Source organism: Nocardia sp. NPDC055321 (assembly GCF_053645575.1).
This window is the reverse complement of record NZ_JBSHMS010000026.1, coordinates 57,243-84,159: the sequence shown is the minus strand read 5'-3', so window position 1 is coordinate 84,159 and position 26,917 is coordinate 57,243. Positions and strand designations below refer to the sequence as shown.

30 protein-coding genes are annotated in these 26,917 nt (G+C 68.4%); 16 read left to right on the top strand and 14 right to left on the bottom strand.

Annotated features, from left to right (window positions below):
- Window positions 1-6: 6 nt before the first annotated feature.
- From ACWIGI_RS32930 to ACWIGI_RS32900, 7 genes are read left to right on the top strand one after another with little or no spacing between them, the layout of a single operon-like run.
- Complete coding sequence (locus ACWIGI_RS32930) at window positions 7-966, top strand: alpha/beta hydrolase family protein (RefSeq protein ID WP_454206980.1); 960 nt, start codon at window positions 7-9, stop codon at window positions 964-966.
- Window positions 967-978: 12 nt separating this feature from the next.
- Complete coding sequence (locus ACWIGI_RS32925; protein WP_454206978.1) at window positions 979-2,100, top strand: aromatic ring-hydroxylating dioxygenase subunit alpha; 1,122 nt, start codon at window positions 979-981, stop codon at window positions 2,098-2,100.
- Complete coding sequence (locus ACWIGI_RS32920; RefSeq protein ID WP_454206976.1) at window positions 2,097-2,795, top strand: hypothetical protein; 699 nt, start codon at window positions 2,097-2,099, stop codon at window positions 2,793-2,795. Before ACWIGI_RS32925 ends, ACWIGI_RS32920 begins: the two co-directional genes overlap by 4 nt.
- Window positions 2,792-3,700 carry a hypothetical protein gene (locus tag ACWIGI_RS32915; RefSeq protein ID WP_454206974.1) on the top strand — a complete coding sequence of 303 codons (909 nt, stop codon included), beginning with the start codon at window positions 2,792-2,794 and terminating at the stop codon, window positions 3,698-3,700. The genes ACWIGI_RS32920 and ACWIGI_RS32915 overlap by 4 nt, the downstream gene beginning before the upstream one ends.
- Window positions 3,697-4,467 carry an SDR family oxidoreductase gene (locus ACWIGI_RS32910; protein ID WP_454206972.1) on the top strand — a complete coding sequence of 257 codons (771 nt, stop codon included), beginning with the start codon at window positions 3,697-3,699 and terminating at the stop codon, window positions 4,465-4,467. Before ACWIGI_RS32915 ends, ACWIGI_RS32910 begins: the two co-directional genes overlap by 4 nt.
- Window positions 4,464-5,114, top strand: a complete 651-nt coding sequence (locus ACWIGI_RS32905; RefSeq protein WP_454206970.1) for a hypothetical protein — start codon at window positions 4,464-4,466, stop codon at window positions 5,112-5,114. Before ACWIGI_RS32910 ends, ACWIGI_RS32905 begins: the two co-directional genes overlap by 4 nt.
- Window positions 5,111-5,854 (top strand): maleate cis-trans isomerase family protein, encoded by a 744-nt coding sequence (locus tag ACWIGI_RS32900; RefSeq protein WP_454206969.1) that lies wholly within the window; start codon window positions 5,111-5,113, stop codon window positions 5,852-5,854. The genes ACWIGI_RS32905 and ACWIGI_RS32900 overlap by 4 nt, the downstream gene beginning before the upstream one ends.
- A gap of 100 nt (window positions 5,855-5,954) precedes the next feature.
- On the opposite strand, the gene ACWIGI_RS32895 is transcribed toward ACWIGI_RS32900, so the two are convergent.
- Genes ACWIGI_RS32895 through ACWIGI_RS32885 form a run of 3 tightly spaced genes read right to left on the bottom strand, consistent with a single transcriptional unit; the run spans window position 5,955 to window position 8,148 of the window.
- A complete protein-coding gene (locus tag ACWIGI_RS32895) occupies window positions 5,955-6,806 on the bottom strand; it encodes an HpcH/HpaI aldolase/citrate lyase family protein (protein ID WP_454206967.1) in 852 nt (283 codons plus the stop codon).
- Complete coding sequence (locus ACWIGI_RS32890) at window positions 6,806-7,549, bottom strand: maleate cis-trans isomerase family protein (RefSeq protein WP_454206966.1); 744 nt, start codon at window positions 7,547-7,549, stop codon at window positions 6,806-6,808. The genes ACWIGI_RS32895 and ACWIGI_RS32890 overlap by 1 nt, the downstream gene beginning before the upstream one ends.
- A gap of 38 nt (window positions 7,550-7,587) precedes the next feature.
- Window positions 7,588-8,148, bottom strand: coding sequence for a TetR/AcrR family transcriptional regulator (locus tag ACWIGI_RS32885; RefSeq protein ID WP_454206964.1), 561 nt, complete (start codon window positions 8,146-8,148; stop codon window positions 7,588-7,590).
- Window positions 8,149-8,231: 83 nt separating this feature from the next.
- Between ACWIGI_RS32885 and ACWIGI_RS32880 the strand changes: the two genes are divergently transcribed.
- The 4 genes from ACWIGI_RS32880 to ACWIGI_RS32865 all read left to right on the top strand — a co-directional run bounded on the left by ACWIGI_RS32880 (window position 8,232) and on the right by ACWIGI_RS32865 (window position 11,686).
- Window positions 8,232-9,125, top strand: coding sequence for a DUF4437 domain-containing protein (locus ACWIGI_RS32880; protein WP_454206963.1), 894 nt, complete (start codon window positions 8,232-8,234; stop codon window positions 9,123-9,125).
- Between the two features lie 140 nt (window positions 9,126-9,265).
- Complete coding sequence (locus ACWIGI_RS32875) at window positions 9,266-10,225, top strand: alpha/beta hydrolase (RefSeq protein WP_454206961.1); 960 nt, start codon at window positions 9,266-9,268, stop codon at window positions 10,223-10,225.
- A 46-nt stretch (window positions 10,226-10,271) separates the two neighbouring features.
- Complete coding sequence (locus tag ACWIGI_RS32870; protein ID WP_454206959.1) at window positions 10,272-10,982, top strand: hypothetical protein; 711 nt, start codon at window positions 10,272-10,274, stop codon at window positions 10,980-10,982.
- Between the two features lie 323 nt (window positions 10,983-11,305).
- The gene (locus ACWIGI_RS32865; protein WP_454206957.1) at window positions 11,306-11,686 is read left to right on the top strand and encodes a DUF1214 domain-containing protein; all 381 of its coding nucleotides are present in this window, start codon (window positions 11,306-11,308) and stop codon (window positions 11,684-11,686) included.
- A gap of 212 nt (window positions 11,687-11,898) precedes the next feature.
- Here ACWIGI_RS32865 and ACWIGI_RS32860 read toward each other — a convergent pair whose 3' ends face one another.
- Window positions 11,899-12,378 carry a hypothetical protein gene (locus ACWIGI_RS32860; protein ID WP_454206956.1) on the bottom strand — a complete coding sequence of 160 codons (480 nt, stop codon included), beginning with the start codon at window positions 12,376-12,378 and terminating at the stop codon, window positions 11,899-11,901.
- Window positions 12,379-12,701: 323 nt separating this feature from the next.
- Complete coding sequence (locus ACWIGI_RS32855; protein WP_454206954.1) at window positions 12,702-13,190, bottom strand: type II toxin-antitoxin system RatA family toxin; 489 nt, start codon at window positions 13,188-13,190, stop codon at window positions 12,702-12,704.
- Window positions 13,191-13,586: 396 nt separating this feature from the next.
- On the opposite strand from ACWIGI_RS32855, the gene ACWIGI_RS32850 reads away from it, so the two are divergent.
- Both ACWIGI_RS32850 and ACWIGI_RS32845 read left to right on the top strand, forming a co-directional pair.
- A complete protein-coding gene (locus ACWIGI_RS32850; protein WP_454206953.1) occupies window positions 13,587-14,054 on the top strand; it encodes a DUF4189 domain-containing protein in 468 nt (155 codons plus the stop codon).
- Between the two features lie 526 nt (window positions 14,055-14,580).
- Window positions 14,581-15,318 carry a hypothetical protein gene (locus tag ACWIGI_RS32845; RefSeq protein WP_454206951.1) on the top strand — a complete coding sequence of 246 codons (738 nt, stop codon included), beginning with the start codon at window positions 14,581-14,583 and terminating at the stop codon, window positions 15,316-15,318.
- Between the two features lie 105 nt (window positions 15,319-15,423).
- Here the strand turns inward: ACWIGI_RS32845 and ACWIGI_RS32840 are convergent, their stop codons facing one another.
- Window positions 15,424-16,023 (bottom strand): TetR/AcrR family transcriptional regulator, encoded by a 600-nt coding sequence (locus tag ACWIGI_RS32840; RefSeq protein WP_454206950.1) that lies wholly within the window; start codon window positions 16,021-16,023, stop codon window positions 15,424-15,426.
- 62 nt (window positions 16,024-16,085) lie between these two features.
- On the opposite strand from ACWIGI_RS32840, the gene ACWIGI_RS32835 reads away from it, so the two are divergent.
- Complete coding sequence (locus tag ACWIGI_RS32835; RefSeq protein ID WP_454206949.1) at window positions 16,086-16,952, top strand: alpha/beta fold hydrolase; 867 nt, start codon at window positions 16,086-16,088, stop codon at window positions 16,950-16,952.
- A gap of 27 nt (window positions 16,953-16,979) precedes the next feature.
- Window positions 16,980-17,483: a hypothetical protein gene (locus ACWIGI_RS32830; RefSeq protein ID WP_454206947.1), complete on the top strand. Its 504-nt coding sequence runs from the start codon at window positions 16,980-16,982 to the stop codon at window positions 17,481-17,483.
- Between the two features lie 16 nt (window positions 17,484-17,499).
- Here the strand turns inward: ACWIGI_RS32830 and ACWIGI_RS32825 are convergent, their stop codons facing one another.
- Window positions 17,500-17,991: a universal stress protein gene (locus ACWIGI_RS32825; protein WP_454206946.1), complete on the bottom strand. Its 492-nt coding sequence runs from the start codon at window positions 17,989-17,991 to the stop codon at window positions 17,500-17,502.
- 128 nt (window positions 17,992-18,119) lie between these two features.
- Between ACWIGI_RS32825 and ACWIGI_RS32820 the strand changes: the two genes are divergently transcribed.
- The gene (locus ACWIGI_RS32820) at window positions 18,120-18,752 is read left to right on the top strand and encodes a TetR/AcrR family transcriptional regulator (protein ID WP_454206944.1); all 633 of its coding nucleotides are present in this window, start codon (window positions 18,120-18,122) and stop codon (window positions 18,750-18,752) included.
- A gap of 104 nt (window positions 18,753-18,856) precedes the next feature.
- Here ACWIGI_RS32820 and ACWIGI_RS32815 read toward each other — a convergent pair whose 3' ends face one another.
- From ACWIGI_RS32815 to ACWIGI_RS32785, 7 genes are all read right to left on the bottom strand, one after another.
- Complete coding sequence (locus ACWIGI_RS32815) at window positions 18,857-19,435, bottom strand: hypothetical protein (RefSeq protein ID WP_454206942.1); 579 nt, start codon at window positions 19,433-19,435, stop codon at window positions 18,857-18,859.
- Window positions 19,432-19,626 carry a hypothetical protein gene (locus tag ACWIGI_RS32810; RefSeq protein WP_454206941.1) on the bottom strand — a complete coding sequence of 65 codons (195 nt, stop codon included), beginning with the start codon at window positions 19,624-19,626 and terminating at the stop codon, window positions 19,432-19,434. The genes ACWIGI_RS32815 and ACWIGI_RS32810 overlap by 4 nt, the downstream gene beginning before the upstream one ends.
- Window positions 19,623-21,941: an MMPL family transporter gene (locus tag ACWIGI_RS32805; RefSeq protein ID WP_454206939.1), complete on the bottom strand. Its 2,319-nt coding sequence runs from the start codon at window positions 21,939-21,941 to the stop codon at window positions 19,623-19,625. The genes ACWIGI_RS32810 and ACWIGI_RS32805 overlap by 4 nt, the downstream gene beginning before the upstream one ends.
- 126 nt (window positions 21,942-22,067) lie before the next feature.
- Window positions 22,068-23,318 carry a wax ester/triacylglycerol synthase domain-containing protein gene (locus ACWIGI_RS32800; RefSeq protein ID WP_454206937.1) on the bottom strand — a complete coding sequence of 417 codons (1,251 nt, stop codon included), beginning with the start codon at window positions 23,316-23,318 and terminating at the stop codon, window positions 22,068-22,070.
- Window positions 23,315-24,454, bottom strand: coding sequence for an acyl-CoA dehydrogenase family protein (locus ACWIGI_RS32795; protein ID WP_454206935.1), 1,140 nt, complete (start codon window positions 24,452-24,454; stop codon window positions 23,315-23,317). Before ACWIGI_RS32795 ends, ACWIGI_RS32800 begins: the two co-directional genes overlap by 4 nt.
- Before the next feature lie 29 nt (window positions 24,455-24,483).
- Window positions 24,484-26,082: an AMP-binding protein gene (locus ACWIGI_RS32790; protein WP_454206933.1), complete on the bottom strand. Its 1,599-nt coding sequence runs from the start codon at window positions 26,080-26,082 to the stop codon at window positions 24,484-24,486.
- A gap of 11 nt (window positions 26,083-26,093) precedes the next feature.
- The gene (locus tag ACWIGI_RS32785) at window positions 26,094-26,348 is read right to left on the bottom strand and encodes an acyl carrier protein (RefSeq protein WP_454206931.1); all 255 of its coding nucleotides are present in this window, start codon (window positions 26,346-26,348) and stop codon (window positions 26,094-26,096) included.
- Window positions 26,349-26,917: the final 569 nt, after the last annotated feature.

Here is a 26,917-nt window from a genome sequence, read left to right as displayed (position 1 = left end):
GACCGCATGGCCCTGATTCGATCCCTGTGGTGGGCCGCGCGCACCGGCGGCGAATCCCCCTTCGACACCGCACATCTCAAGGTGTACTACCCCGCGACGGCGACCGGGGACGACGCCGAACGGCTGACCGGCGTATTCGCCCCCGATCCCGCGCGGACCCCGTTGCCGGTCGTGGTGTTTCTGTCCGGGGTCAACGTCGGCCAGGACTCCTATCGCCGCTATGCCACCGCCGTGGCCGAGGCGGGCTACGCGGTGGTGACCATGGATCGGGTCGCCGAGTTGTTCGGCGGGCAGCGGGGTCTGACCCCCGGGGTCGACCTGGACGCCGCCCGCCCCGACGCCTACGGCACCCGGCCCACCTGTCCCGCGATCGGCGCGATACTCGAGGCGCTGTCCGAGCTGAACGCATCACCGCCCCTGCGCGGCGCGCTCGACCTGGAACGGGTTGCCCTGGGCGGGCATTCGGCGGGCGGCACGGTCGTGTTGCAGTCCGCACGCTACTTCCCGTCCGTGGCGGCGGTGTTCGCCTGGGGCGCGCACACCATGGTCGCCACCATGCTGGGCTGGGATCCCGGGACCGTGCTGCCGGCCCAGGTGAACTGCCCGGTGCTGCTGGGAGTGGGCGACGACGACGGCGTCATCCGGGGCAGCGCGGACCGCTACGGCGAGGACGGCGCGGATCGCCCCGACCCCGTGCGGCGCACCTTCGACGAGGCGCTGCCCGCCGGTGAGCATTTGCTGGCGGTCGTGCCGGGCGCCAATCACTTCGGCATCGCCGACGCCGACCCCACGGCCGCGCGCGCGTTCCTCGACGGCCCCGGCGGGATCGACGCGGTCGCGCCGTTCGCTCGTCTCACCACGCTCTTCCTGCACGCGCACCTGCGCGGCGATCCCGCGGCGAAAACCGCACTTGCCCGGCTCGGCGACGAGCCACCCGAGACCGGCATCACGCTGATTCGCCGATAGGAGCACCCGACGATGTTGAAGAACTTCTGGTACGCGGTGGAATTCGCTGATCAGGTCACCCGGGAACCGCGCAAGGTGACCTGCCTGGGACAGGACTTCGTGCTGTACCGGACACAGGCCGGCACGGTGGTGTGCCTGTCCGACCTGTGCGTACACCGCGGCGGCGCGCTGTCGATGGGCACGGTGACCGGCGACTGCATCACCTGCCCGTATCACGGCTGGCAGTACGACGCCGAGGGCGCGTGCGTGCGCATCCCGGCCAACGCCGCCGAGCGGAACATCCCGCGCAAGGCCCGGGTGGACAACTACCCGACCCGCGAACAGGACGGCATGGTCTGGGCGTTCCTGGGTGATCTGCCCGAGGCCGAACGCCCGCCGATTCCGGATCTTCCGCAGTGGAGCGATCCCGCGTTCAAGGCCGTGCAGTACGAGATGGTGATCGACGCCAACTACGAGCGCACCTTCGAGAACGTCGTCGACGCCTCGCACACCCCGTTCGTACACGGCACGTCCTTCGGCAACCCCGATAAGCCGGAGATCCCGGATTTCCGCGTGCGGCAGACGGAGTGGTCGGCAGAAGCCGATATCGAACTGAGCCCGCCGTTGCCCAAGGGCCTGTGGGGCGTGCTGGCCCGGCGCCGGCCGCGACCGGAGTACGTGACCGTCACCAACGCCTGGTACCTGCCGAACATCGTGAAGCTGCACGTGCGCCTGCCGATCGGCGACCTGATCCTCTACGACTTCAATATCCCGCTCTCCCAAGACAAGACGCTGATCAAGATCCTGGGCTTCCGGAACTTCTTCACCGGGGACTGGGCCGACGCCAACACCCGCAAGCGGATCGAGAAGATCCTGCTGCAGGACCGGCCGGTCGTGGAGGCACAGCGACCCGAACTGCTGCCGTTCGATCTGTCCGACGAGTTGCACGTGCGCAGCGACGCCCTGCAGGTCGCCTACCGGCGCCGCCGGCTCGAACTGATCAAGATGGGCTGGTGGGTGGGCGGAGACGACATCATCACCGGTGACGCGCCCCGCCGCACCGCGACCGTCATCCCCTCCCCCGGCCGCCGCGACAATCCCGAATTGGCCAGTGCCTGGGTGCACAAGGCCCGAACCGGAGGCGATCCCCGATGACCACGACCAGCCTGCCCACCGCGCTCAGCGAGCGCACACTCGACGCCCTGACCTCTGCGCTGCACCTCGAGACCACCGAGGACATCCCACTCACCAGTGCGATGTCCCCCGACCCGGTCGGCCGGCTGCGCGTGCTGCGCGGCGGCCCGATCGACAAAGCCGTGACCGTCGATCTGGTGGTGCCGCCGCTGGGCCTGGACAGCCACATGGTGTTCGCGTTCACCGGAAGCGATTCCGCGGTACCGCATTTCACGCTGGACTCGGTGTTCGCCGGTGAGTATTACGCCATGCACCTGGACCTGATTCCCCGCGCGGACCTGGCGGTGCACCTGGACTACCTGGACGCCGCGTTCCTGCCGCTGACGCCACTGCTGGAACAGGCGTGGCAGCTCACGGGCGTCTCCCCCGCCGCGATCGGCCCGCGCCAGCGCGCGATGATGTCACCGTGGATGCTGGTGTGCCGCGCCACCTCCGAAGCCTTCGGCGAACTCACCGAGACCGTGGACGCGTACCTCGCGCACTGGCTCACGCTGCTGGACAAGGGCGTTCCCGCCGTGCAGGCCGATCTGCCCGGCCGGGATCGCGCCAACCGCGCGAATCTCTTCAGCCCCGCCGTCGATCCGGTCTGGGCGCAGGTCACCCGGCTGCTCGGGGCCGAGCAGTGCGAGCGCGTGCGCGGGGAGCTGGTGGCATGAACGCGCCCAGTGCCTTTCAGCAGCGCATCGCCGGCGAGTGGGTGGGGCGGCCGTCCCTGTTCGACGCCGCGGGCACCTGGCAGGGCTTCGAGGACATCCGGCGATCCTCGGTCCACGCGGACGGGACCACCACCTACTACATGGACGGCGGCCTGACCGGCGGCGGGCCGCTCGCGGGCCGCTTCGCGCTGGGCGCGCCGTTCGCCTTCGGCGTGCTCGACACCGGCGGCGACCGCGTCTACACCGGCCCCGACTTCTTCGGCTCCGGACAGCCCTACGGCGGATTCGTCGACGCCAACTACTACGGACCCGGCTGGCAGGTATCGCTGAACACCTGGAATCAGACGATCGACGACACCCAGGTGTATTCGTCGGTCCTGTACCAGGGTCCGGCGATGGTCGGGGTCTTCAACGGGGTGTACACCCGCGACCCGGACCTGGCCGAGGCCCGCGTCGAACACGAAACACGATGTGGTGCGACGGTTTTCCGGGTTCCGACCAAGGACAAGAGCCGCTACACCGGCGAGCTCGAACTGTGGGGCGCCGATCAGCGCTCGCTCGGATCGGTCCGCATGGAGCTCGAGATCGACCCGGTCAGCCTGGTGGTGGCCGACCATCGGCTGACCATCTCCGGGGCGATGGAATCGAGTTCACGGTTCACCGTGCGCCGGGACGGAGTGCGCTCGTTCCACGAGGGCCCCGACATCTGGGGCAACGGAAATTCTTACGGCCGCGCGCATTTCGTGCGCCTGCACACCGCCGACGGCCGCCGCCTACACGGCCGCGAGTTCATGATGGACGCCGAACCCGGCATGGGCGCGGGCGGGCACATGGCCGTGGTCTATCACCTGTTCGAGCACAACGGCCTGACCGCGGTCATGCACGGAACCCTGGAGCGAGCATGAGCACGGTCGTGATCACCGGAGGAACCCGCGGCATCGGGCTGGGGATGGCGCGCGCACTGCTCGCGGGCGGCCACCGGGTGGCGGTCTGCGGTACCGATCCCGAGCGGGTGGAGAAGGTACGGGCCGAGCTGTCCGGGGAGGCGGTGGTGCTTACCGCCGACGTCACCGATCGCGAGCAGTTGCGCCACCTCTGGGACGCGGCCGCGGACCGATTCGGCGGCGTCGACATCTGGATCAACAACGCCGGCATCTCCCACGATCGCAAACCGCTGTGGGAGCTGCCCGCCGCCACAGCGCAGCAGGTGATCACCACTAATCTGCTGGGCGTGATCAATGGATCCGCGGTGGCGGTGGCGGCGATGGCGGACGCGGGCGGCGGACACGTCTGGAACATGGAGGGCCTCGGCAGCGACGGCCGCACCGTGCCCGGACTGGCCGCCTACGGCGCCAGCAAGCGCGCGGTCACCTACCTGACCCGGGCACTGAGCAAGGAAGCGCCGCCGGGCGTCTCGGCCGGACTGCTCAGTCCCGGCATGGTGGCCACCGATCTGCTCACCCACGGCTACGACGACCCCGCCGAACTCGCCAAGGCGCGCAAGGTGTTCAACATCCTCGCCGACACCGTGGACACCGTCGCCCCGTGGCTGGCCGAACGCGCCATCTCGCGCGCCCGCAACGGCGCGCACGTGCGCTGGCTGACCACGCCGAAGGTGATCGGGCGGTTCGCGGCAGCTCCGTTCCGGCGTCGCGATCTGTTCGCCGGATGAGCGCGGCCGTCGACTACCCGGTGTCCCTCGCGGTCGAGGACTTCGTGCCGGTGCTGTTCACCACCGCCGGGGTCCTGCTGCTGGGACGCATCGTGCCGCCCGCTCGCGCGGTGGCCGCGGCGGTGCTGATCGGCGCGGGCGGATTCGCCAAGGCCACCGCGAAACTCATCGCCGCGGCGGGCGGACCGGATCTGCCGTGGTTGCGCGGCATGCTGTTTCCCTTCCTCGCGCTCGGATTCGGGGTGCTGTGCCTGGAATTGGCGCGGCTGCGCCAGGGATCGACGCCGCGCTGGCTCGCGGTGACGGTTCCCGCGCTGCTCACGCTCTGCGCGCTGGGCGCGGTGGCCGCGCGCGACCCGATACCCATGCTCGTGAGCACCACGGTCTTCGCGACCATCACCGGGGTCTACCTGATAGACCGGGCCCGCTCCCAGGGCGACACGGTCAGCGCCGGGCTGTTCGGGCTGCAACTGCTGGGGTTCTTCATTCTCGGCCCGCTGGCCTCACGTGAGGACCAGACGGTGGCCTTGCAATGGGTCGAGCAGTCGTGCAACACCGTCGCCCAGGCCGCCTTCCTCATCGGCGCGTGGCGCCTCTCGGCCACGGCCCGAACGACCGCCGACACCGGCAAGGAGATGATCCGATGACCGACGCCCTGGGCTGGCGCCGCAAGTTCGGAGTGATCGCGCCCTCCACCAACACCATCGTGGAACCGGACTTCTACCGCATGACGGTGCCCGGCGTGACCTCCCACTTCAGCCGCATCCACATCCGCGATCAGAACATGAGCGACGACGCGGGGATGACCCGGCTGCTCGAGCAGATCCGCGCCGAGATCGGCGGGGCCTGCGCGCGGGTGCTGACCTGCGAACCCGACTACATGGTCATGGGTATGTCGGCCGAAACCTTCTGGGGCGGAATCGAAGGCAACCGCCAGTTCATCGAGCAGATCCAGCAGGCGACGGGACTCGAGGTGGCCACCGGGGCCGAGGCATGCCGACGGGCGCTGCAGCTCTACGGTGCCGAACGGATCGGCGTGGTGACGCCGTATCAGCCCATCGGTGACGAGAATGTCGTGCGGTTCTTCGGCGAACTGGGGTTCGAGGTCAAGAACATTCGGGGATTGCGCTGTCCCACGGCAGTTTCCATCGCCCATGTCGGCGAGAACGACCTGCGGGAGGCGCTGCTCGAGGTCGACGGTGACGACATCGACGCACTCGTGCAGTGCGGTACGAACCTGTCGATGGTTCGTTTGGCCGACGAGGCCGAGCGCTGGCTGGGCAAACCGGTGATCGCGATCAACGCCGCGACCTGGTGGATGGCACTGCGCGACAACGGTATCGAGGACCGCATCGAGGGAGTGGGCGGGCTGCTGCGTGACCACTGATCGCCGTGCGCGGTTCTACGGTGTTGGACCTGAGCCCGCGCCGGTCGGTGCGGGTCGCGGCGGGTCCGCGAGCAGCCGATCCGGGCAGGCTCGCGCCCGGTCAGCGCGGTCCGCCCACCGACCCGAGCAACCGGTGCGCCTGGCGAATGACGGCCAGGTCGACCATGCGCCCGTCTTCGTCGAGCACCACCCCGCCGGCGGCGTCCTCGAAGCGGGCAACCACCGCACGTGCTCGGTCCAGCTCGGCGGTGGTGGGTGTGAACACCTCGTTCACCACCGGCACCTGCCCCGGGTGTACGCAGGCGCGGCCGCGAAATCCCATGCGCGCCAGCGCGATCGTCGACTCCCGCAGCGTTTCGAGGTCGCGGAAGTCCGTACGGACCGGCCCCAGCGGCGGGGCGATGCCCGCGGCCGCCGCGGCCAGCACCACCTGACTGCGCGCCCACAGCAGCTCGCGCTCGTCCGCGCCCGGCGTCACGCCGAGTTCGGCGCACAGATCCGCCTCACCCAGTTGCAGCCGGGCCACGCGCGGCGCGGCGGCGATCGTGCGCGCGTCCAGCACCGCCGTCGCGCTCTCGAGCAGCGGGCACACCCCTATGCGGTCCGGAACGCGCTCGTGGTCGTGCAGCACGCGCACCGCGTCCCGAACCTGCCGGGCGGATTCGGTCTTGGCCAGGCACACCGCGCTCACCGCGGGCAATGCCACCGCCCGGAGGTCGTCGTGCCCGAACTCCCCCGGGTTCACCCGGACCCAGATCGACCGCCCGGCCGGTCGCCCGGACAGCCACGAAGCCACCTGCTCGCGGGCGAACTCCTTGTCCGCCAGGGGTACCGCATCCTCGAGGTCCAGCAGCACCACATCGGCCGGACCGGCGGCCGCCTTGTCGAACAGCTCGGGACGGTTGCCGGGGACGTACAGCGCCGAACGCACCGGGGACGCCGCGGGGTGCATCAGTGCTCCCGCAGCAGCGCGCCGAGACCCTCGACGCGATCATCGATACCGTGCTCGCGCAGTGCGTGCCACAGCGTCGCGGTGTTGATGGCGACCACGGGCTTGCCGAGTTCGGCCTCCAGACGCGCGGCCAGGTTCACGAACGACAGATTCGTGCCCACCTGAACGATCGCCTCCACACCAGGTGCGTCGAGGTCGGCGACCACCCGCAAGAGGCGTTCGTCGCCCACCCTGGCGATATCCATCGCCGTGGGACAGCGCAGGCCGGTGATGGCGGCGACGTCGAAGCCGGCTTCGGTGAAGAACCGGCCCACCTCGCGATCGGCGATGGGCTGGTACGGCGAGAACACCGCGATCCGGCGACATCCCAACGCGCGCAGCGCCGCTCGGCACGAACTCGCGCCCGTGGTGACCGGTAGTCCGGTGCGCTCGCGCAGGCGCCGCTCGAAGGCGGCATTGCCCTCGACCCCGCCCCAGAAGGTCTCGGCGGACATGCCCATGACCATCCGATCGGGCTCGGCGGTGAGCACATCGCGGACCGCGGTATCGATGGAGGCGCGAATCTGCCCGAGCAGGGCCTCGAAGTCCGCGTCGTCGCCCATCACCGGGTTCGGGATGTACATCGACCCGGCCCGGTAGGCGATCCCCGGCAGACCCGCACGCCAATAGTCGTGCTCTACAACGGTATTCGTGCTGGGCACGATCACGCCGAAGACGGCGCGCGTACCGACGACATTGGTCATTCGACCGTCCTTCGCGGAGTTTCGATCAAGAAGCCGCCTCAGGAGGCGACCCGGGCCAGGAAATCGTCGACGGCGCGCTGCGCCCGATCGCGGTCGGCCGGCCGCTCGAGCAGCAGCGCGTCCACCAGCAGCGGCGAAACGATCGCCATGACAACCTCTTCCACGGCGTCGGCGCCGTGGACGCCGACCGCGCACACCGCGGCGCGGAAGGGAGCGAGCAGGTCCATGACGTAGCGCTGGCGCAGCAGCGCGCAGTCCGGATCGCTCGCCGAGGCGGTGACCAGCGCACGCAGGAACGCCGCGACCGGCTTGTCCCGCAGGCGATCACACAGCAGGTCGACCTCGGCGCGCAGGTCCGCGACCGGGTCGCCGGAGGGGCGAGCGGGCGGATGCGGCGCGACCTCGATCAGCGCGGCCAGAAAGGCCCGGGGACCGGGCCAGTGCCGGTAGATCGTGCTGCGCGAGACGCCCGTAATCGCGTGCAGGCGTTGCGGAGTCAGCGCCACGGCCCCCTCGCGCAGCAGCAGCTCCAAGGCGGCGGTCAGCACCGCGGTCTCGGTCTCGGTCGCGGGTCCGGCGGGGCGTCCAGGTCGGCTCACAGCAATAAACGATACATCTTGTTTTGGTTATTGATAAGCAGTACATTCCGTATCGGAAATACTTCTTCTCCGAGGAGCGCCGCATGCGTCCACACGTAGAACTCGTCGACGAGAAAGATCTGATCTGGCACCTCGCCGAATTCCAGAACGCCACCGGCACAGCCGAACAGCGCAACCTCAGCTATGACGAGGAGGACGGGTCCGCCTCGCTCAAGGTGCGCTTCACCGGCGACTGGTCCCGCCCGGCCGGGGTGCATCACGCCGACACCGAATGGTTCGTGCTATCCGGCTCGGTCACCATCGGTGACACCGAACTCGGGGCCGAAGGCTTCTGGATGGCGCCCGCCGGGGTGCTCACCCCGGCCATCTCGGTCACCGCGGGCACCGAGATCCTGCTGTGCCGCGAACACGGCGACTGGCGGTTCGACCCGGCCGACGCCGATCTCGACTCCGTGCGTCCCGACCAGCGGCTCACCGTGCTCGACACCGCCGCCATGCCGTGGATCGACGTCAAGGACGGCAGTCCGATGCGCTTCGACCTCGGCGGCACCCCCGTGCCCGGGTTGTACATCAAGCTGCTGCACCGCGACGAGAAGACCGGCTTCTACACGCGGCTGATCAAGGCCAAGCCCGGCTGGCGCGAGGAACCGCTGGCCCACCACCCGTGCAGCGAGGAGGCGTACTGCCTGGACGGGGGTTTCGACTACAACTACGGAAAGATGTGGCCGGGAACGTATTTCTGGCGTCCCAAGGGAATTCGGCACGGGGACTTCACCGCCGACGCCGAGCGGGGCTGCACCTGGATCGTGCGTTCGGACGCGGATCTGGTCGACTGGTACACCGATAACGCCAGCGTGGTCATGTCCGGCGATGCCACCAACTGGGGTCCGGATTTCCCGCACAGCATGTCCCCGCGGTACATCGAGCCGGTCCGCTCGCGCTCGATCGGGCCGTGGACCACACCGTCCTACCAGTAGGCCCGGGGGGTGCGCGCGGTCGTGTCGTCGGCGGCGAGGCGGTTCGGCTTGACAGCACCCCGCGCGTGCCCCCTAATTGTCACCCAACAAAAGAAACGCCGTTTCTTCAAGGGAAACAGGCAATCGCCGTGGGAGTCACCATGTTCCACCGAGGCCCGGCCTTCACCGCCGTCACCGCCCTGCTCACCGCCGTACTGTGCACCGGAGCCACCGCGGCGGCCACCACCGAACTCAGCGGAACCATCGCCATCCCCTGCGCCGCGGGGGTGCTGGAACAGGACACCGCCTGGTACCTGCCGGACGGCGAGCCGACCGGGCTGATCTGGCTCCAGCACGGATTCGCCCGCACCAACGCCAATGTCGCCGCGCTGGCGACCGCGTTCGCCGACGCGGGCTACCTCGTCTTCGCGCCCAGCCTGCCGTTCATGAACTTCACCGGGTGCACCCTGCAGAACCTCGGCGACAACACCGCCTTCCTGCGCAACGTGACCGCGCTGTTCGGCGGCGCGGGCGACGCGACCGGACCGCTGGCCGCCAGCCTCGCCGACGCCGCGCGCAGGGCGCAGCGGCCGGCCCCCGCCCTGCCGACCGATCTGGTGTTCATCGGGCACTCCGCCGGTGCGGAGGCCGTGCTGTTCGTCGCCGACCTCCTGCGTGCCCTGCACCCCGAAACCTGGACGGCACTAAGGGGTTTGGTGCTGCTGGACCCGGTGCGCTCGTTCATCGGCGACAACATCGACCGCGCGCTGACCTCGCTCGACGCGACACGGCTGCCCGTGCTGTCCATCTCCGCACCACCGTCGGCGTGCAACAGTCTCGGCCTCGGCACCCTGGCGGTGCGGACCCGGTTGCATCGCCCGTTCGTCGGCGTCGAGTTGCAGGCGGGCGCGCACACCGACGCCGAGGGCGACAGCTCGGACCTGCTCGGCGAATTGCTGTGCGGCACACCGTCCGCCGTCAACGCGACGGCGGTGCGAACCCTGGCCCTGGCCTGGACCCATGACTACATGACCGGGACGAACACGTCCGACTACTACCCCGCCACCGCGGGCGCGCCGATCGCCGCCGCGCCCACCGCCCGCGTCCTGACCGGTTCCTGAGCCGCGCCGCGCGACGTCACTCGCACCAAGACCCCGGAGATTTCGTATGCTCGCCCCGGTAATCCGCACCCTCGCAATCGTTTTCGCAGCCTGCTTCGGCACAGCGCTCCTCGCCGCGCCCCCGGCGGCCGCCGACCCGGAGGACACCGAACTCACCGCCGCCAGCACCAGCGGCGAACTGTGCCGCCGCGCGCAGATCGAGTCCGCGAACCTGCACTCGAATCGCTTCTACCGCCGGGGCGGCGAACTCCACGACACCGCCTACCCCGACCTCGCGTCCTTCGCGTCGTCGAAGCCACAGGTCCAGCCGCTGACCGTCACGCACTACACGACCTACGAAGACGCTGGCGCGACGCTGCCGAAACAGGTGCGCTGCAAGGGGAAGTCCGCCGACCACATCAACGCGGTGTACGGCGAGAACACCGCCGGCCCCGAGGGCACCTGCGCGGCCGCCAACCGCCGCACACTGCGCGAGGTGGCCCGCTCCCTGACTCCGCAGGAACGCAAGGCCCTGAAGTACCGCCCCAACGACGTCGTGCTCGATGCGGACACCGAGGCCGCGACCGGCCAGCAGTGGCTGGCCGACTTCCCCACGGCGACCGTCGATTCCGCCGGCAGGCTGCACCTCCCGTCCAGCTCGCTGTTCGTGCCCTTGGATACGCCCGGGATACCGGAAGCCTTCAAGGGTCAGCACTACTGCACGCTGGTCGCGCCGTCCCATCTGCTGCGCCTGCTGTCCGGCACGGTCACCCCCTGAGCGGCCTGCGCGCCCGCTCTACCTCGCCGGACGCGGTCACTTGCGGGATTCGCGCCATGGCGAAGGTCAACAGGCTGATCTTGATCTGGCGACCGCTGAACGCACCATCATGCTGATGACCGAGTGCGTTGTCGCCTAGAGATCTACTCAGCTACCGGTGGAGGTCGGTTCTCGATTGCCTGGCGAGCCATCGTCCAGGCCGTTTCGAACTCCTCGGCCGTCAGTTGCTCGAGCGTGCTGGGCTCGACATCCCAATCGTCGGCGCTACCCTCCGCGAGCACACCGTATTTGCGTTCGTACGCCGCAACCGCAGCGAATCCCCCGTGGTCTCGGGCATACATCACTTCCGCGAGCGACGCGGCCGTGACCACCTCACCGGCGCACACACCTACACCCTGCGCTTGGACCCCACCCCGCCGGTCGGCGCGTTCTGGTCGGTCACCATGTACTCGGTCCCGGACTTCTACCTGGTCGACAATCCGATCGACCGCTACTCGATCGGGGACCGCACACCCGGCCTCGTTTACGACTCGGACGGATCCCTCACACTCACAATCAGCCACATCGCCCCCACCGACCCTGTCGCCCGCGCCAACTGGCTACCCGCACCCGCCGGCGAATTCCGGCCCGTGCTGCGAATGTACGAACCCGGAGAGGCGGTTCTGGACCAGTCCTATCGCGTTGCCGCGATCACTCGAGCCTGACCAGCTCTCCGCGCACGCCTGCTGATGCGTCGGGAGGACGAGTCGACGCATCGGTGGCAGCTGAATCTGGCATCGACTACCGGATCCGGTCCTGACACCAGTATCAAGCGACCGCTGACCGCTCGGTTCATGATGGCCGGGGCACCCGCCATCGAACGCACTGATCCGCCGATCACTGCGTCGAGCGGATGTCCTACGTCAGATCGGGCAGGCTAGCTCCCGCAAGTCCAGATGCTTTGCGGCGCATCAGCAATTGCACCGAATTTCAGTTCGGTCAACCGCGCCATTATCTCGAACACATAGTCTTCGCCCAAGGGCTCGGGAGCCGACGATTCATCCGGCAGCGGGTCTCCGTACTCATCGACGACCTCACCTTCCGCGTAGACGATGCGCCGCACCGGGACCCCGTCGATGTACCAGGCGAACCCGTGGACCGTCGAAACACTGTTGGTCACCCACGCCAACGCACGCCCCGTACACGCCAGCGCTTGTACCGCATCATCATCGAAGACCACACGAAACTGCGGATCTGAGATACAGGTCCATCCGCCCACGGACGAAACCCCATAATCGTGCGGTCGCCTGAACACCTCATAGAACTCGACGAGTTCCCGCACTTCGTACGGTCGCCCGGGAAGGTCGGCCGGATCAACCGCTCCGTCAACGGCCAGTCCCTGTACTTTCCACCCCATACCCAACTCCTTCTTGGCGCGCTCGGCATTTCATACGCCAGAACGCACCTCCCGAGGCCGCGTGTCGGTCGATGTGGTTCAGGCAGTCGAAACGCACGATAATCCGCGTTTGGCGCGGCCGCTGCTCACGATGCCATGCCCGGCGTCGGCGCGTTGACGTGAACCTGTTGTCGTCGCGGACATCTGGTACTGGGAACGAGGTCCGGGCGGTGTGGTCTGCCATCACGGCTTCCACTGAATCAGTGCGGATCTGACCGTCGGACCCACCTGACTGCTCGTATCCGCGTCTACCCGCGGGACCGGATGAATCCAGTCGATCAGTGTTATTCGTCAAGAGTGGCGCGCGCTGCGTTCAGTACGACGGGGTCGGTGCAGCCTTGGGCGAATCCGGCGATGCGGCGGCGGATGTCGTGACCGAGGACGCGGGTGCCCATCCGGTCGGCCAGTGGCCGTAGCCAGGGTGGCCGGCATCGGAAGTTGTAGCGCCAGGTGGCCAGGGTGTGGCCAGGTTCGGGAGCGGGGGTGAAGCGCCAGCCGCCGGCGAGCATGTCGAAGAACCATGGTCCTTCGACCATCTTCATTCCCACGGTGGTGGGTGGCTGGTAGGACACGTATTCGCTGGTCATGGTGAGGCGGTGGCGGGAGCGGGTGAAGGTGCGTACGCCTTTGCCCGGGCTGGTGGCTCCGTCGAGGAAGTGCTGTTCGCGAACGAACGGATCCCAGCGGTAGCGGATCTGACCGGTTGTCTGGGATACCGCGAACGCCAAGGCGGGTGGGATCGGCACGGTGACGGACGCTTCCACGACGGGCATACGTCCCATCCTCACACCGGCGACCGCGTGCGAGTCGGTAGCGGCGCCCGGCGATTCAGCCTTCCCCGGTCCAGGCGGCGGGCCGACCGGCGTCCCGGGCGACGGATTCGGCGGTAGAACAACAACCAAATCGATACGACCTCAAGCGATTTCGTTCGTGAGAAACTAGTTGTTGCGTCGCATTTGTCGGTGGCTACCGCGATCGTTCCTGAACTGCGGCAGCTCACGGTCGCGGGCGGTGCTGGACCGCGCGACATCATCCACAGGCCACGCAATGATCGGCGATCGACCTGGCCGCGAGGGGAACCTCAGTGTCCGCGTTGGCTGTGTGGACAGTCGGCTATGTCGCGGTCATGATCTTTCCGTTCGCTGTACCAACTTTCGGGGGTTGATCTCTTGTCATTGCGGGGAAAGTGCGCGCTGGTTCTGGTGGCTCCGACAGCCGCGGCACTGACGGTCGTGGGAGCGGCGACGGCGCACGCTGCCGGAGATCTCTATGGTGCGATCGCAGTCTCGTGGGGAACCGGCGTCGGGCTGGCGGTCGACTATCCGTTACAGGATGCTGCGGATAAGGCAGCCGTCAGTGCGTGCGGCAACAACCGCTGCCTCGTCATGGCGAGAGCGCACAATGAGTGCGCCTCGGTAGCCGAAATCGACCAGTGGTCGGTGTGGAAGAACGCGGTCGAACCCGTATACGGGACGGGTCTGGGCCCGACCAAGCAGGCCGCCGAGCAGGCCGCGATCGACTACGGCAATTACCATCTGTCGTATCCCACGACCGTGGCCGCGTCCGCGCTCGGTCTCATCCGAGTTGTGAAGCCCTTGTTCATTCTCGACACCATCTGCACCTCGAACGCTGGCTGAGTTCCGACAGATCGGTTCTTGGATGTCCAGGGGCATTCGCAGCGCTGGACATTGCTCGTCGGTGGAGGGGTCGGTGTCTGCCTGATCATCGCGGCCAAAGCGCGGGCGTTCGCTAGACAGCGGTGTCGCCTACTCGTTGACGTGCTCGATGCCGCCGCCCGGGTGAGTCGGGTGCCGATGATGCGGAAGACCAGCCGATGCGGCTCCACCGCCCGAACGGTCATCGCGGTGTCGACCATGAGCACCGTGTACGCCTCGATCGGGGAATCGGTATACGCCGCAAGCAAAGCCGCGGTCGAGCAGTCGCCCACATGACCCCGCTCGGACGACTCGGCCGAACGTCGGACATCGCCGCATTCCTCGCCGGACCCGGCGGCGGCTGGATTACAGGCCAGAACGTCTCGGTCAACGGCGGACTCGTCTAACCCCGGCCTGCTGCACGCGGGCTCAGGCGCACGTTCAACAGCCGCACGCAGCGCGAAGTGCCGTGGACGCCGTCCATGCCGGCGCCACTACAGTCTCGACTGTGGGCAACCATTTCAGCGCGGGTGCAGTGGGCCTGGATATCTACATGACCAACAGCGGCACCGACATGTTCTGTGATGTGATCGCCTTGGCGGGCTCATCGATGACACGCACGATATGGCAGCAGAATTTGGTTCTGCACTTCTGCGATCTGGAGCGGTTCCGTTCGGGTTTCAGTGGGTTCGACCTGGCTGATCTGCCGTGGACCCGGGACTGCCAGGCTGAGCATGACTTCTTCCTTGCCTTGCTCGACCGCGTGAACCGCCGGATCGGTTGGGAGAAGCTGCACTACACGCCGTCGATCGACTACAACCTCGGCGCGTTCACCCGGATGCTCACAGCGTTTAACCCCGGCCCTACAGCCGGCTCCGATCTCGGCGACTGGACCGTCGTACCGAAACCGTACTTCTTGGATAGATGTTTGCGGCACGGCATTTTCCGAGGTGAGTTCGGGTGCCGCTTGTGCGACACCTGGACTCAACCGGTCGATGCTCCGTTCGTCTGGGAAGTGGTCAGTACGTACTCCGTCGACGGAAAACACAACAGCGAGATCATCGATCGCCAGGTACGCCAGATCCCCGACGAACCCATTCCTCGGATCTTCGCCCTCGCCGGGAATCCGGAGCCGCGGGTAGCGGGGATATGGATCGAGCCACAACAACTCGACGCGGTATCGGCCATCATCGAGACACCACTCGATCCCCACGCTCGGCACTGGCTCGGAAAGGCCGTGGCGTGAGGGCCGCCTCGACTTGAGCTCGGGACTGAAACATTCGAATCCGCAGGTGATTACGCTGATTGGACAGGCGGGCGTCGAGCAGCTGTACCTCACCTCGCGTGAGACCTACCGAAGCCCGAGCACCGAATTCACCGCGGTGACGAACAACGCGTCCGGCGCAGTCGACGGATCGGCCAAGCGTTGGAGGGCGAACCCGTCGGCCAGCGCGGTGATGATCGACCCGTACTCCTCGTCCGACAGTGCGAGTTTCACGCCGGTCGCCTCCCGGACCGCGCGCACGAGCGCGGTGATCGTCGCGCGGATCGTCCCGTGGCGCTGGACGAACTCCGTGCGGAGCTCGGGTTCGCGGACGGCCGCCGACCAGAACTCGATGAACAGCAGGGTGCGTTCGGGGGTGTCGTCCTGCAGCTTGCCCCAGCGCGCGCCCACCGCGTTCACGGCCGCATCGGCGGACCGGACGTTGGTCACGGCCGAGAGGTAGCCGTCGGCCCAGCTGGTCAGGGCGGCGTCGAACAGGGCCAGGAACAGCTCGCGTTTGCCCGCGAAGTGGACATAGAGCGCCCCGGTCGAGCAGCCCGCCTCTTTGGCGATCTCGGACACCGATGCCGCGAGATAGCCGCGGCGTGCGATTACCGTCGCGGCGGCGGCCAGCAATTGTCCGCGGGTCTCGGTCCGGCGTTCGGCCTGGGTTCGTCGTTGCTGCACGGTTCGAACACTATCGTCCGAAACGGAAACATAATGAATATTCATTATGTAGCGTGCCGGGAATGACCGAGTTCGCCGTGAGTCATCACGATGTCGTTGTCGCCCAGCGCCGCATCTCCTACGCCGAAACCGGTGCGGGAGAAGCGGTCCGGATCCTCGTGCACGGCCTGGGCGGCTGCTGGCGACATTGGGCGCCGACCCTGACCGCGCTGGCGCCGCACGGCCGGACGATCGCGGTGGATCTGCCCGGATTCGGCAGATCGGAGCACAGTGGCGACATGACGGTCGGCGCGATCGTCGAGGTAATCGACGCCGTGCGGGCGAACGCCGGCGCCGAACGCGTGGACCTGATCGGCCATTCGATGGGCACCCTGCTCACCTGTGAGTACGCGGCGCGCCGCCCGGACGCGGTGCGGCGAATGGTGCTGGTGGGCGGGCCGATTCTGTCGGTCATCGCGCTGTTCCGATCGCCCGCGATCACCCTGTTCCGCAACCCGGCCCTGGTGAACTTCCTGATCGAGGCCGCCACGGTGGGTATTCCACTGCCGCGCTGGGCCGTTGACCTCGTGGTGTCGAACCGGTGGGCGCGCGGCCTCGCGCTGTCGCCCTACACGCCCGATCCGGGCTCGCTGTCCCCGGACGCCGTGCGGAACATTCTGGCCGGCGCGGGCGGTTCCGGTACGGTCGCCACCCTCCGGCAGGGCGTCGGCTACGACTTCCGCCCCGCGCTGACCGCGCTGTCGTGCCCGACCATCGTCATCGGCGGCCGCGAGGACCGCATCGCCCCCGAGGCCGATCTGCGCCGATTCGCCCGGCTGGTCCCGTGCGTGGAGAGCGTCGACATCCTGCCCGGCACCGGCCATCTGCCGATGATCGAACGACCCGACGTGGTCAACGCGCTCATCGAGAACTTCCTGACCGCATCCTGATCCCCACTCCCGAGAACCGGTGACACCGTGAACAATCCAGTGATCGATCCCATCGTCCGCGCCGACCTGCGCCGCCTCGTCGAATCCGAGGAGCTGGGCGCGTCCATGTTCGGCACAGCCGAACGACTGGCCACCGACGACGCGCAACGCCGTGCGTGGAATGCCCTGCACGAGTTGGAGATCCGCACCAACGCGGGTGTCGGCGCCTTCCTCGATCGCACCGGCCTCGCGATCGCGCACGCCAATTCCCTGGCGAGTGCGGCGGGTACGGCCGGCGCGGTGGGGTTGCGCGTACTGCCCTACGGGATCCAATTGCGTGCCGTGCGCGAAGGCACCACGCGGTACCTGCCGGCGTTCCATCGGCTCGCCGCCCACTACGCCGGCTCCCCCGAGGCGGCGTTCTTCGACTACGTCCTGCGCCACGAGCTGGCGATCATCGAGTTCAGCAGCAACGCGCTGGCGCACGCCCCGGGGGCGCTGGATCCCGTTCTCCGACTGTTGGATTCGGAGGTCCCCGGGGTCGTGGGCTGAGCTCCGGGCCCGAAGGTCAGGCGCGCGCACCGTTGACGATCAACACGTCGGCGGTGGAGCGCCGCGCCACCTCGGCGGGGAAGGAACCGAAGAACCGCCCCCAGGGCGTGTCGAACATGCGCTCGCCGATGACGATCAGATCGGCCCCGGCGTTGGCCGCCGCCGCCAGCAGGACATCGACCGGCGCCCCGGACACACTGCGCCGATGCACGAGCGGGGCGCCGGCCGATCTGGCCTGGATCGTGGCGTCGCCGAGCAGCTCGTCCATGCCCGAGGCCGGGCTGGCGCTGTAGGCGTCCGCGCGCAGTAGATCGGCGGCCATCGCGCTGGGCGTGGATCCGTTGCGCGCGTAGGCGCCCACGATGGTGAGTGCGGCGCAGGCGTCCTTGGCCAGCCGCGCGGCCGCGGTCACCACCTGCCGGGACCGCGGTGTGCCGTCGACCGCGACGACGATCGACTGGTAGCTGGTTCGAAGCTTCAGGACAGCGCGTTCATCCACGATCGACATGACCACTCCCTCGATTGAACGTGACTTCTGGAAAGAAAGTCACTTTCTAATTAGCCAAGCCTAACTCGAGTGACTCCGAAACTGCAAGTGACTGTCAGGGTGCCGGTGACGCGCGTACTATTTGTCCCGTGAGTCAGACCAAGCGCCCCGAGACGAGCATGATGGAGCGCCGCCGCACGCAGGCCATGCGCGAGATCCAAGAGGTGGCGCTGCGACTGTTCGAGGAGAGCGAGTACCGCAGCGTCTCCGTGGAACAGGTCGCGGCGGCGGCGGGAGTGTCCCCCAGTACGGTCTACCGCTACTTCGGCACCAAGGAACGCCTCGTCATCTGGGACGACATCGACCCCCAGATCCTCACCCTGCTGGCCGCCGACGCACAGGTGACCGCCCCGGCCGAACTGCTCGCGCAGGCCACCGCCGGCGCGCGGCTGCTGGTGATGGCGATCATGGGCACCGGCGACGAGCGGCGAATCCAATTGCGCACCAGGCTGATGGCCACCGAAGCGGACGTCCGGCTCGGCCAGCTGCGCCAGGTCCGCGAGGTCGAGGAGCAGGTGCGCGCGGTGTTCGCCGCCCGCCTCGGTCTCGCTCCGCACGATCTGGTGCCCCGGGTGATCGCCGCGCAGGGCGTCTGGAGTTTCGTCGCCGCCATCGACCACTGGGTCGAGAACGGATTCGCCGAACCACTCGGTGAGGTACTCGATCGCGCCATCGACCTGGTGCACCGATCACTGGCCGCGGTGCTGGGCGTGCCGATCTGAGTACTGGTCGGTTCGAGTCCGAATACCGTTCGGCGCGAACACGACTCGGGGCCCGGAACCGTCAAGACGGTTCCGGGCCCCGATGTTTCACCCCTCGCGCGGGTCTAACCGGTAGAACTGAGAACCGCCCGCAGACGTTCGCGGTCCTGCGCGTCGACCGCGTCGAGCACCGCGGCGGCGTCCGATCCCAGCGCCCGCAACAGGTGTGCCGCGGATTCCGCGCCGAGCCAGCTCACGATGGCGCCGAGGGTCAGCCAATCCCGCGACGCGCTCAACTGCTTGCCCACGGCGTCGATCACCTTGTACGGCAATTGCGCGATGACCTGCTGCGCCTGCGGCCCGTCCAGGTGCGTGGCCACCTGCGCCAGATAGCCATCCGAGAGCCGCCGGGCGACATCCGCGGCCCGGCCGCTGTCCATCACCGTCGCGAGCCGCGCGGTCAGCAGTGCGTGCCCGTTGCGTTCGGTCACCTTGGCGACCACGGCGGTGGGCAGCACCTTGGCGGTTCCGGCGATGCGTGCCAGGCCATCGGCGTTGCGGGCGAGCAGTTCCTGCCCCATCGCGATACGAATCGTGGCCAGTCGCTGCGGCGGGACGTTCGCGAGGTACTCGATCCGCTCGGGGGTGACCCCCAGCAGCCGCGCCAGTTTGCGCAACTCCGCGCCGAACTCGCCCGCGCTCACAGCCCGGCCACTTTCAGTACCGCACGCCGCAGCGGACCCGGTACCAGGTCGAGCGAGGCATAGGCCGCCTTGGTCAATTCCTTCGTCTCCCCCGTACAGGCCTGCTCGAACAGTGCGGACAGATCCGCACGCGCGTCCGGGTCCAGCGCATCCAATTCCGTTGTCAGATCCGATGATCGGAGCTCGCTCATGCGGGTTGTCCTTCCAGTACGCGCTCACGGTCGGTCTCGACCGCCGCGGGTGCGGCCACCTGCGGCCGGGGCGCGGGCCACCAGGCGCGGGTGCCGAGCAGCTTGAGCACCCCGGGCAGGAGCAGCAGTCGCACGAGCGTGGCGTCCACGGCCACCGCGACCACGAGCCCGACGCCGAGCTGCCGGTTGACCGGGAAGTCGGTCAGCGCGAAACCGACGAACACCGCCATCATCACCAGTGCCGCACCGGTGATCACCCGCGCCGTGCCGACGATGCCCTCGTTGATCGCGACGTCGGGGTCGCCAGATTCCTGCCACGCCTCCCGGATGCGCGAGAGCATGAAGACCTGGTAGTCGATCGACAGACCGAACATGATGCCCATGATGCCCAGGACCGCGGTGCCCGCGATGTAACTCGGCACGCCGTCCGCGCCGACATCGCCGTTGTAGAGCAGGGCCAGCACGCCGAAGGCCGCGCCGACGGTGAGCACGTTCAGAATCACCGCCACCAGTGGAACGAGCAGTGAGCGCAGCAGCACCACCAGCACGATCAGACTCGCCAGCGACAGCGCCAGCAACAGCAGCGGCACCAGACGGGTGATCTCACCGCTGAAGTCCACGATCAGCTGCCCCGGCCCGCCGATGCTGACCCGCAGACCCGAGGTGGCCTCGAAAGCGTCCGCGCGGGAACGCAATTCCTCGGCGAGCTGGTTCACCGAGTCCTGCCCCGCGGCGCCGGTCGGCACCACGAGCAGCCGGACCGCAGACCCGCCGTGATCGATATTGACCACCGAGGAGATCATCTGCCGCAGTTCGGGCCGGGCGCCGTCGAGCGCGGCGAGCCGCAGGTATCCCGAGCGGTTGAACTGCGGGGTGTCGGTGATCAGCGCGCCGATGTCGATGCCGGCGGCGGTGGCCGCCGACGCGAACTGCGGACCACCGAGTTTGCCGAACGCGTCGAGTCGCTTCTCGAGCTCGCCCGGCCCCAGCACCGCGGCCGCGCCCGGCAGTCCGCGGAGCTCGTTCTCGAACGCCGAGAGTTGTTGCAGGCCCTTCTCCGTGGTCACCGGACCGTCCGGGTTCTCCGCCAGCACGACGAAGGGCGCGGCCCAGCCGGGTCCCATCTTGTCGGTGATCTTGCGGTAGTCGCTGAGCGCCTTGTCGCCGCCGGTCAGCAATTCGACACCCGGTGTACCGGCCCGCATGGACAGCGCCGGCAGCGAGATCGCCAGCAGCGCCAGGGCCACGACCAGTCCGATGGGCAGCGGACGCCGCAGCGCCAGGCGGCAGCTGCGCACGACGAGCCCGTCCCCGCCGCGCGGCGCGGGCAGCACCTTGCTGTTGATGCGCTCGCCGACCAGCCCGAGGATGACCGGAACCAGAGCGACCGAGCAGATCACGCCGCAAATGGCGGACAGCCCGACCGCGACCGTGGCCGAGACCAGGAACGGCCCGGGCGCGACGAGCAGCGCCGCGCCGACCGCCGAGAGCAGCACGCCACCGGCGACGATGACGGTGGTGCCCGCCGTGCGCCGGGCGGTGGCCGCGGCACTCCACCGGTCGGCGCCCTTGGCCAGCTCCTCCCGGAATCGGGACACGATCAGCAGCGAATAGTCCACGCCCAGTGCCAAAGCCATCATCGAGGCGATGCTCACCGCCAGGGTGTCGATGGCGACCACCTCGGCGACCAGGCTCAGCACCCCGGTGGTCGTGACGAGCACGGTGCCGCCGACGGCGATCGGGATGGCCGCGGCCAGTACCGAACGGAACACCAGCAGCAGGATCACCAGCAACAACGGCAGCGCCAGCAGTTCGCCGCGGCGCAGTTCGCGAACTCCCGCCTGCTGCAACGCATCACCGACCACGCCCTGCCCGGTGAGCGCGACGCTGACGGGGTCGTGCACGGTCTGCTCGACGACCTCGCGCACCAGCTGCGATTCCTTCATAGGCCCACCGGCTGCCCGGGGCATCACCAGGATCAGCGCCGATTCGGGGTCCGGGCGCAGCTCCTGCCCCGGACCACCGTCGCTCCACGGGGTGATGACACTGCCGATCTCGCGTTCGGCCAGTGCGTTTGCCAGCGCGCGACCCTGCGCGGTGATGTCGCGTTCGGGACCGCTGAGCAGTACGGCCACCGAGGAGTCGGTGCCGAACTGCGCGGCGGTGCGCTCGGCCGCGGAGGCCGAGGCGCTGCCGTCGACGCGCAGGTTGGGTTCCCCGGCTTTGCCGGTCATCTGTGCGGCCGGTATGGCCAGCAGCGCCAGGAGCACCGGCCACAGGACCAGCGTCAGATATCGAATCCGCTTGTCACTCATTGCATTCCAATCCGGAATCGCCCTCAGGGCGTCGTCGCCAATGGCTGAAAGTGAAGTTCTTTTTAGTAGTGACTTTCAGCGAGGGTAGCCTAACCAGACAATCGCCGTCACAGCAAGGGCCGGTGGTCAGGGGGCGACCGCGGCGCTCACCTCGAGCCGCGCGGCGAGGGCGCGGGCGGAATCCGCGCCGAGGTCTCCGACCGCCTCGGGATCCCAGACGATGCCGATGTGCACGTCCTTGCCGAGCACCAGGCAGGTGAACGACACCGCGTTGCCGAGCAGCGGCGACAGCGGCTGCACCGCGGAGATGGTCGTGCCGAAGACCGTCTTCAGGTTCAGGTATCCCGGATTGACCCCGATGTGCACGTCGGGCCCGAGCATCGCGAGGGTGGCACGGGCCGCGGCCCGGCGCAGCACCCAGGGCAGCGCGCCCGCGGCTCGCGAGATGACCGGAAGCGCCAGGGGCGCACCCGAATCGGCGATTCGATCGAGCTGTCCGCGGGTCGCGGTCAGGCGCTCGCCGAGCTCCTGGTCTCCCCCGTCCACGTTCACCAGCACGATCGATACCGCGTTGCCCGAGTGCCGCAGCGATCGGTCGAGCGTGGCCGGGGCGAACGCGCGCAGTACCCGGTGCCCGCTGGTCAGGGTCGCCAGCGATTCGCCGATGGCCCCGATCAGGTACTCCGCGGTGCCCGCGCCGTTGCGGACCGCGATGGCGCGCACCTGCCCGGTGGGCACGTGCACCGCGGCCACCGAGCGCCGGCCCGCGCCGGTCAGCTTGGGCATACGCCGCGATCCGGTGCCGCCCGTCCATCCTGCGGCGAATCCCTTGAGCGCGGAGAAGAATTCGCGCGGCGACACCGCGGGCCCGGCATAGCGATCGCTCAGGAGATAGCGGTCGAGTTGCGCCAGCTGGCCGGACTCGCCGTCGATGAACAGACCGGCGTACCCGGCGCCGGCGATGCCGTCGGCCAGACTGTGATGCACCATGAGCACCAGGCGGACCGCGCCGGTGTCGTCCTGGTGCACCCGAACCAGCCGCCACGATGGCCGATCCCGCGAAAGCGGTTGCGCCAGTAGCGACCCCAGCAGGTCGTGCCACGCGGCGTCGTCCGCGACGGTGGCCGCGCCGACATTGTCGACCGCGTCCTGGACACCGAACTCGCGCATCCGGGGGCCCGACCCGCTCGAATCGGTCGCACCCAGCAACAGCGAGGGATACGTGCCCACCCGTTCGCGCACCCGTTCGCGCAGCGCGGCGACCGACACGGCGGCACCGTCCTCGAGCTCGAACACCAACGCCCAGTGGGTCGGCCGCTCGGGAGTCTCGATCTGCAGGAAGAACTCGTCGAGAACGCTGAAACGCCGCTCGCTCATGCCCGCACCCACCGATCGTGTCCGGCGAAGTCGGGCCGCAGGCCCGCCGCGACCAACTCCCACAGCACCTCGTCGGCTCCACCGCCGACCCGGGCCAATTTCATGTCCCGCCACCACCTTTCGACCGGAGCGGGCCCGACCAGGTATCCGGCGCCGCCGAACACGTGCAGGCATTCGGACAGCACCTCCTCCCCCAACCGGGCCGCGGTGACCTTCATCGCCGACGCCGTGCGAATGTCGGGCGTCGCCCCCGACGCGGCGATCCCGCGCAGGGCGTAACGCAGCTGATCCACCCGGGCCGCCAGATCGGCGAACCGCAACCGCAGCGCCTGGTGCTCGAACAGCGTCTTGCCGAACTGGGTGCGGCGCATCATCTCCGCGATGCTCACCCCGAGCGCGAGGTCGCAGGCGCCGACCACCTGACCGGCGACCGACAGCCGTTCGTTCGCGAGTCCCCAGCTCAGCACCGCCAAACCGGTTCCGGGCCGGGCGATCATCGCATCGGCGGACACCTCGACATCGAATTCGATCGGCGCGGTATCGAGGAAGCCCGCGCCCAGCTTGCGATACGGCTCGCCGATCGAGATCCGATCGGCCTCGACGGCGAACAGCGCGACGTCACCGGACTCGCGATCCGCCGATGCCAGCCGCACCACCAGCAGGATCACATCGGCGATGGTGCTGAGCGAGACAAACTTCTTGGCCCCGCGCAGCCGATAGCCGTCGGCGGTGGGTTCGGCGACCGAGGTCACCACCTGGAGATCGGACCCGCCACCGGCCTCGGACGCGCCCAGGCACACGATGGCCTCGCCGGAGATCGCGCGTTCGGCGATATCGGCGAGATAGTCCGAGCGGCCGAACCGGCGCAGTACCGCGATCGCCGAATCGTGCAGGCTCACCCCGACTCCGGCGCTGGCCGAGCCGAGTCCGCCGAGCCGCTCGGACAGCAGCACCAGTTTGGCTACGTCCGGGCGATGTCCCTCGTTCCACTTGTCACGGAAGACCCCCGCGCGGCCGATTCTCTCGATCAACTCGCGGGGAAAGCTTCCTTTCTGCTCCGCTTCTTCGGTGAGAAGGCTGAACTCCTCGTCGAAGACCCGGTCCAGCAGCTGTTCGAACTCCACGGTGTCGGTCATCGCCGAATACTTCTCCGTCCTGGCTTGATTCATCGGTATCCGGCCGCGATCTCCACGCGCCGCAACTTGCCCGAGGTGGTCTTGGGCAGCGTGCCCGCGGCGACCAGGTCCACCAGACCGGGCGTGACACCGCATTCGGCGGCGACCCGTTCGGCGATCAGCCGTCGCGCGGCGGGCTCGTCATCGCCGAGATACTCGGCCACGACCACGAGCTGATCGCGCCGGGCCTCGGTGCCGCCGCCCCGGACCGCGGCGATGCCGCCGGGGCGCACCCCGGCCACGCCCGCGACCGCGCGCTCGATCTCCTGCGGAAAGATGTTGCGCCCCGCGATGGTGATCAATTCCTTGCTGCGCCCGCACACGACCAACTGGTCGTCGACGAGGTAGCCCAGATCGCCGGTGCCGATCCACTCCCCCGCCGCGATCGGGGTGTCGCCGAAATAGCCGACCATCTGTGCGGTGGAACGGAATTGGACCTCACCGACCGGCCGCTCGGCATCGAAGTCGGTGGTGTGGGTGGAGGGAACCACCCGTAGCTCGACGCCGTCGAGCGCGGCGCCGAGCAGCGCGGCGCGATGCGGGGCGCCGTTCGGGCCGGTCACTTCGTCGAAACTCAGGCCGGCCGCGGCCGCGGGCATGGTGAGCCCGCAGGTCGCCTCGGCGAGACCGTACGCCGCGCACACCGCGCGGGCGTCGAACCCCGCGGGCGCGAGTTGCGCGCTGAACTGCTGCGTCGCCGAAACATCAATGGGTTCACCGCCGTTGATGGCCACACGCAACGCACCGAGGTCGGCGCCGCCGGCGAGCCGCGCGTACCGCCCCAGCAACGCGTACGCGAAATTCGGTGCGGCGGTGATGGTCGCGCCGCTGGCGGTGAGCCACTGCAGCCAGTCGAAGGGCGACTTGGCGAAGGCCGAGGTCGGGGCCAGCCAGGTGGGCGCGCCGGTGACCACGCCGGCCAGCAGCATCATCAGGCCCATGTCGTGATAGAGCGGCAGCCAGCTGCACAGGACATCGTCCCGGGTGTCGAATCGCTGTCGCGACAGCACATCCCGGACGTTCGCCAGCGCGGCCGGAGCCGTCAGGGCGACGCTCTTGGGGATACCGGTCGACCCCGCGGTGCCCTGATAGATCGACACCGCGTCCGGCGCGACCGCGGTGGGGGCGAATCCCGCGGGCGCGGTGCGCCACCGATTGACCTCGTCCAGCTCGGCGATGCGCGGACCGCCGGGTGCGGCGACCGCGGTCAGGGCCCGCAGCGCGGCGCCCTGGCAGAACACCTCGCCCACCCCGAGCGTGGTCAGTTGCGTCGTGGTCCGCGCGGCCCACGATTCGAGGCTCGCGAAGCGGTTCGGTCCCGGCAGAATGGTCGACGCACGCCCGGCCAGCCAGGCCGCGAGCACGGTGGCGACGGTTTCGTAGCTCGGTTCGCCGATGACCGCCACCGGTGCGGTGTTCTCCCGCAGGCTTTGCAGATGTGCCGCAATGCCTTCGGCGTGTTCGAGGACCTCACCCCAGTGCTTGGATTCCCACCGGTTCTCGTCCTTGTTCAGGATGCGCAGATCCGCGCCCCCGCGCAATGCCTCACGAACCGCGGCCGCGAGCGCGTTCTCCCGTAGCAGTGTCATGCCCGCGCCCCTCACGCCTGTTCGGCGGCGGCGCGGCGACCGGCCACCGCGGACGCCACGTCGGACAGGGTCGCGCAGTTCACCAGCTCCTGTTCGGTGAGCCGGACGCCGAGCCGTTCCTCGATGGCGACGATGGCCACGGCGAAGGCGACCGAATCCAGCCCCAGATCGTCGATCAGGCGTGACGTGCCGTCGATATCGGGCAGCGATACCGCCAGATCATCACGAACGATCTCGACCAGGTCTTTCTCGATGACAGTGTTCACAGACGTTCCTCACTCGGTATCGAACAAAAGGAAATGGGAATAACGACCGGCAACCACGATCGGTCGTGGGTCGGCACTGCGCCGGCATGAATAATTGATTCGCGCGCGGCAATTGACACTCGAACAGGCGATAATTCGACCGTTCAGTTCGAGCGAAAGTGATTAATTGTTTGAAACAGTCTATTTCCGGTTCGGTGCGTGATGCGCGACCTGTTCACGGCCGGAATCAGCGACACGAATTCATCAGAAGTTCAGATCGGTAAGGCTCGGGCGCGCAGCCGGACAGATCGCTATTCCACCCACAGACCCCCCTCGGGTCTCTCGAAATAATGTCACTGAGCTGCCATTATGTTGCACTGCGCGGCGGACCACCCTGTCCGGACGCCGTACGCACACAATCCCCACAAAGCTCGAGAGGCGTGCCACCAATTCGCCAATCGACAACGCAACGCTAAGCCATTCCACCTGCGATTTCCACTCGTGTGATCTGCATCATCGAGCGGGCAGGAACGGTCGTGGATTGCCCGTCGTTAACCAGACTACCCACCGGTAATATGCCGTTTTGCGGG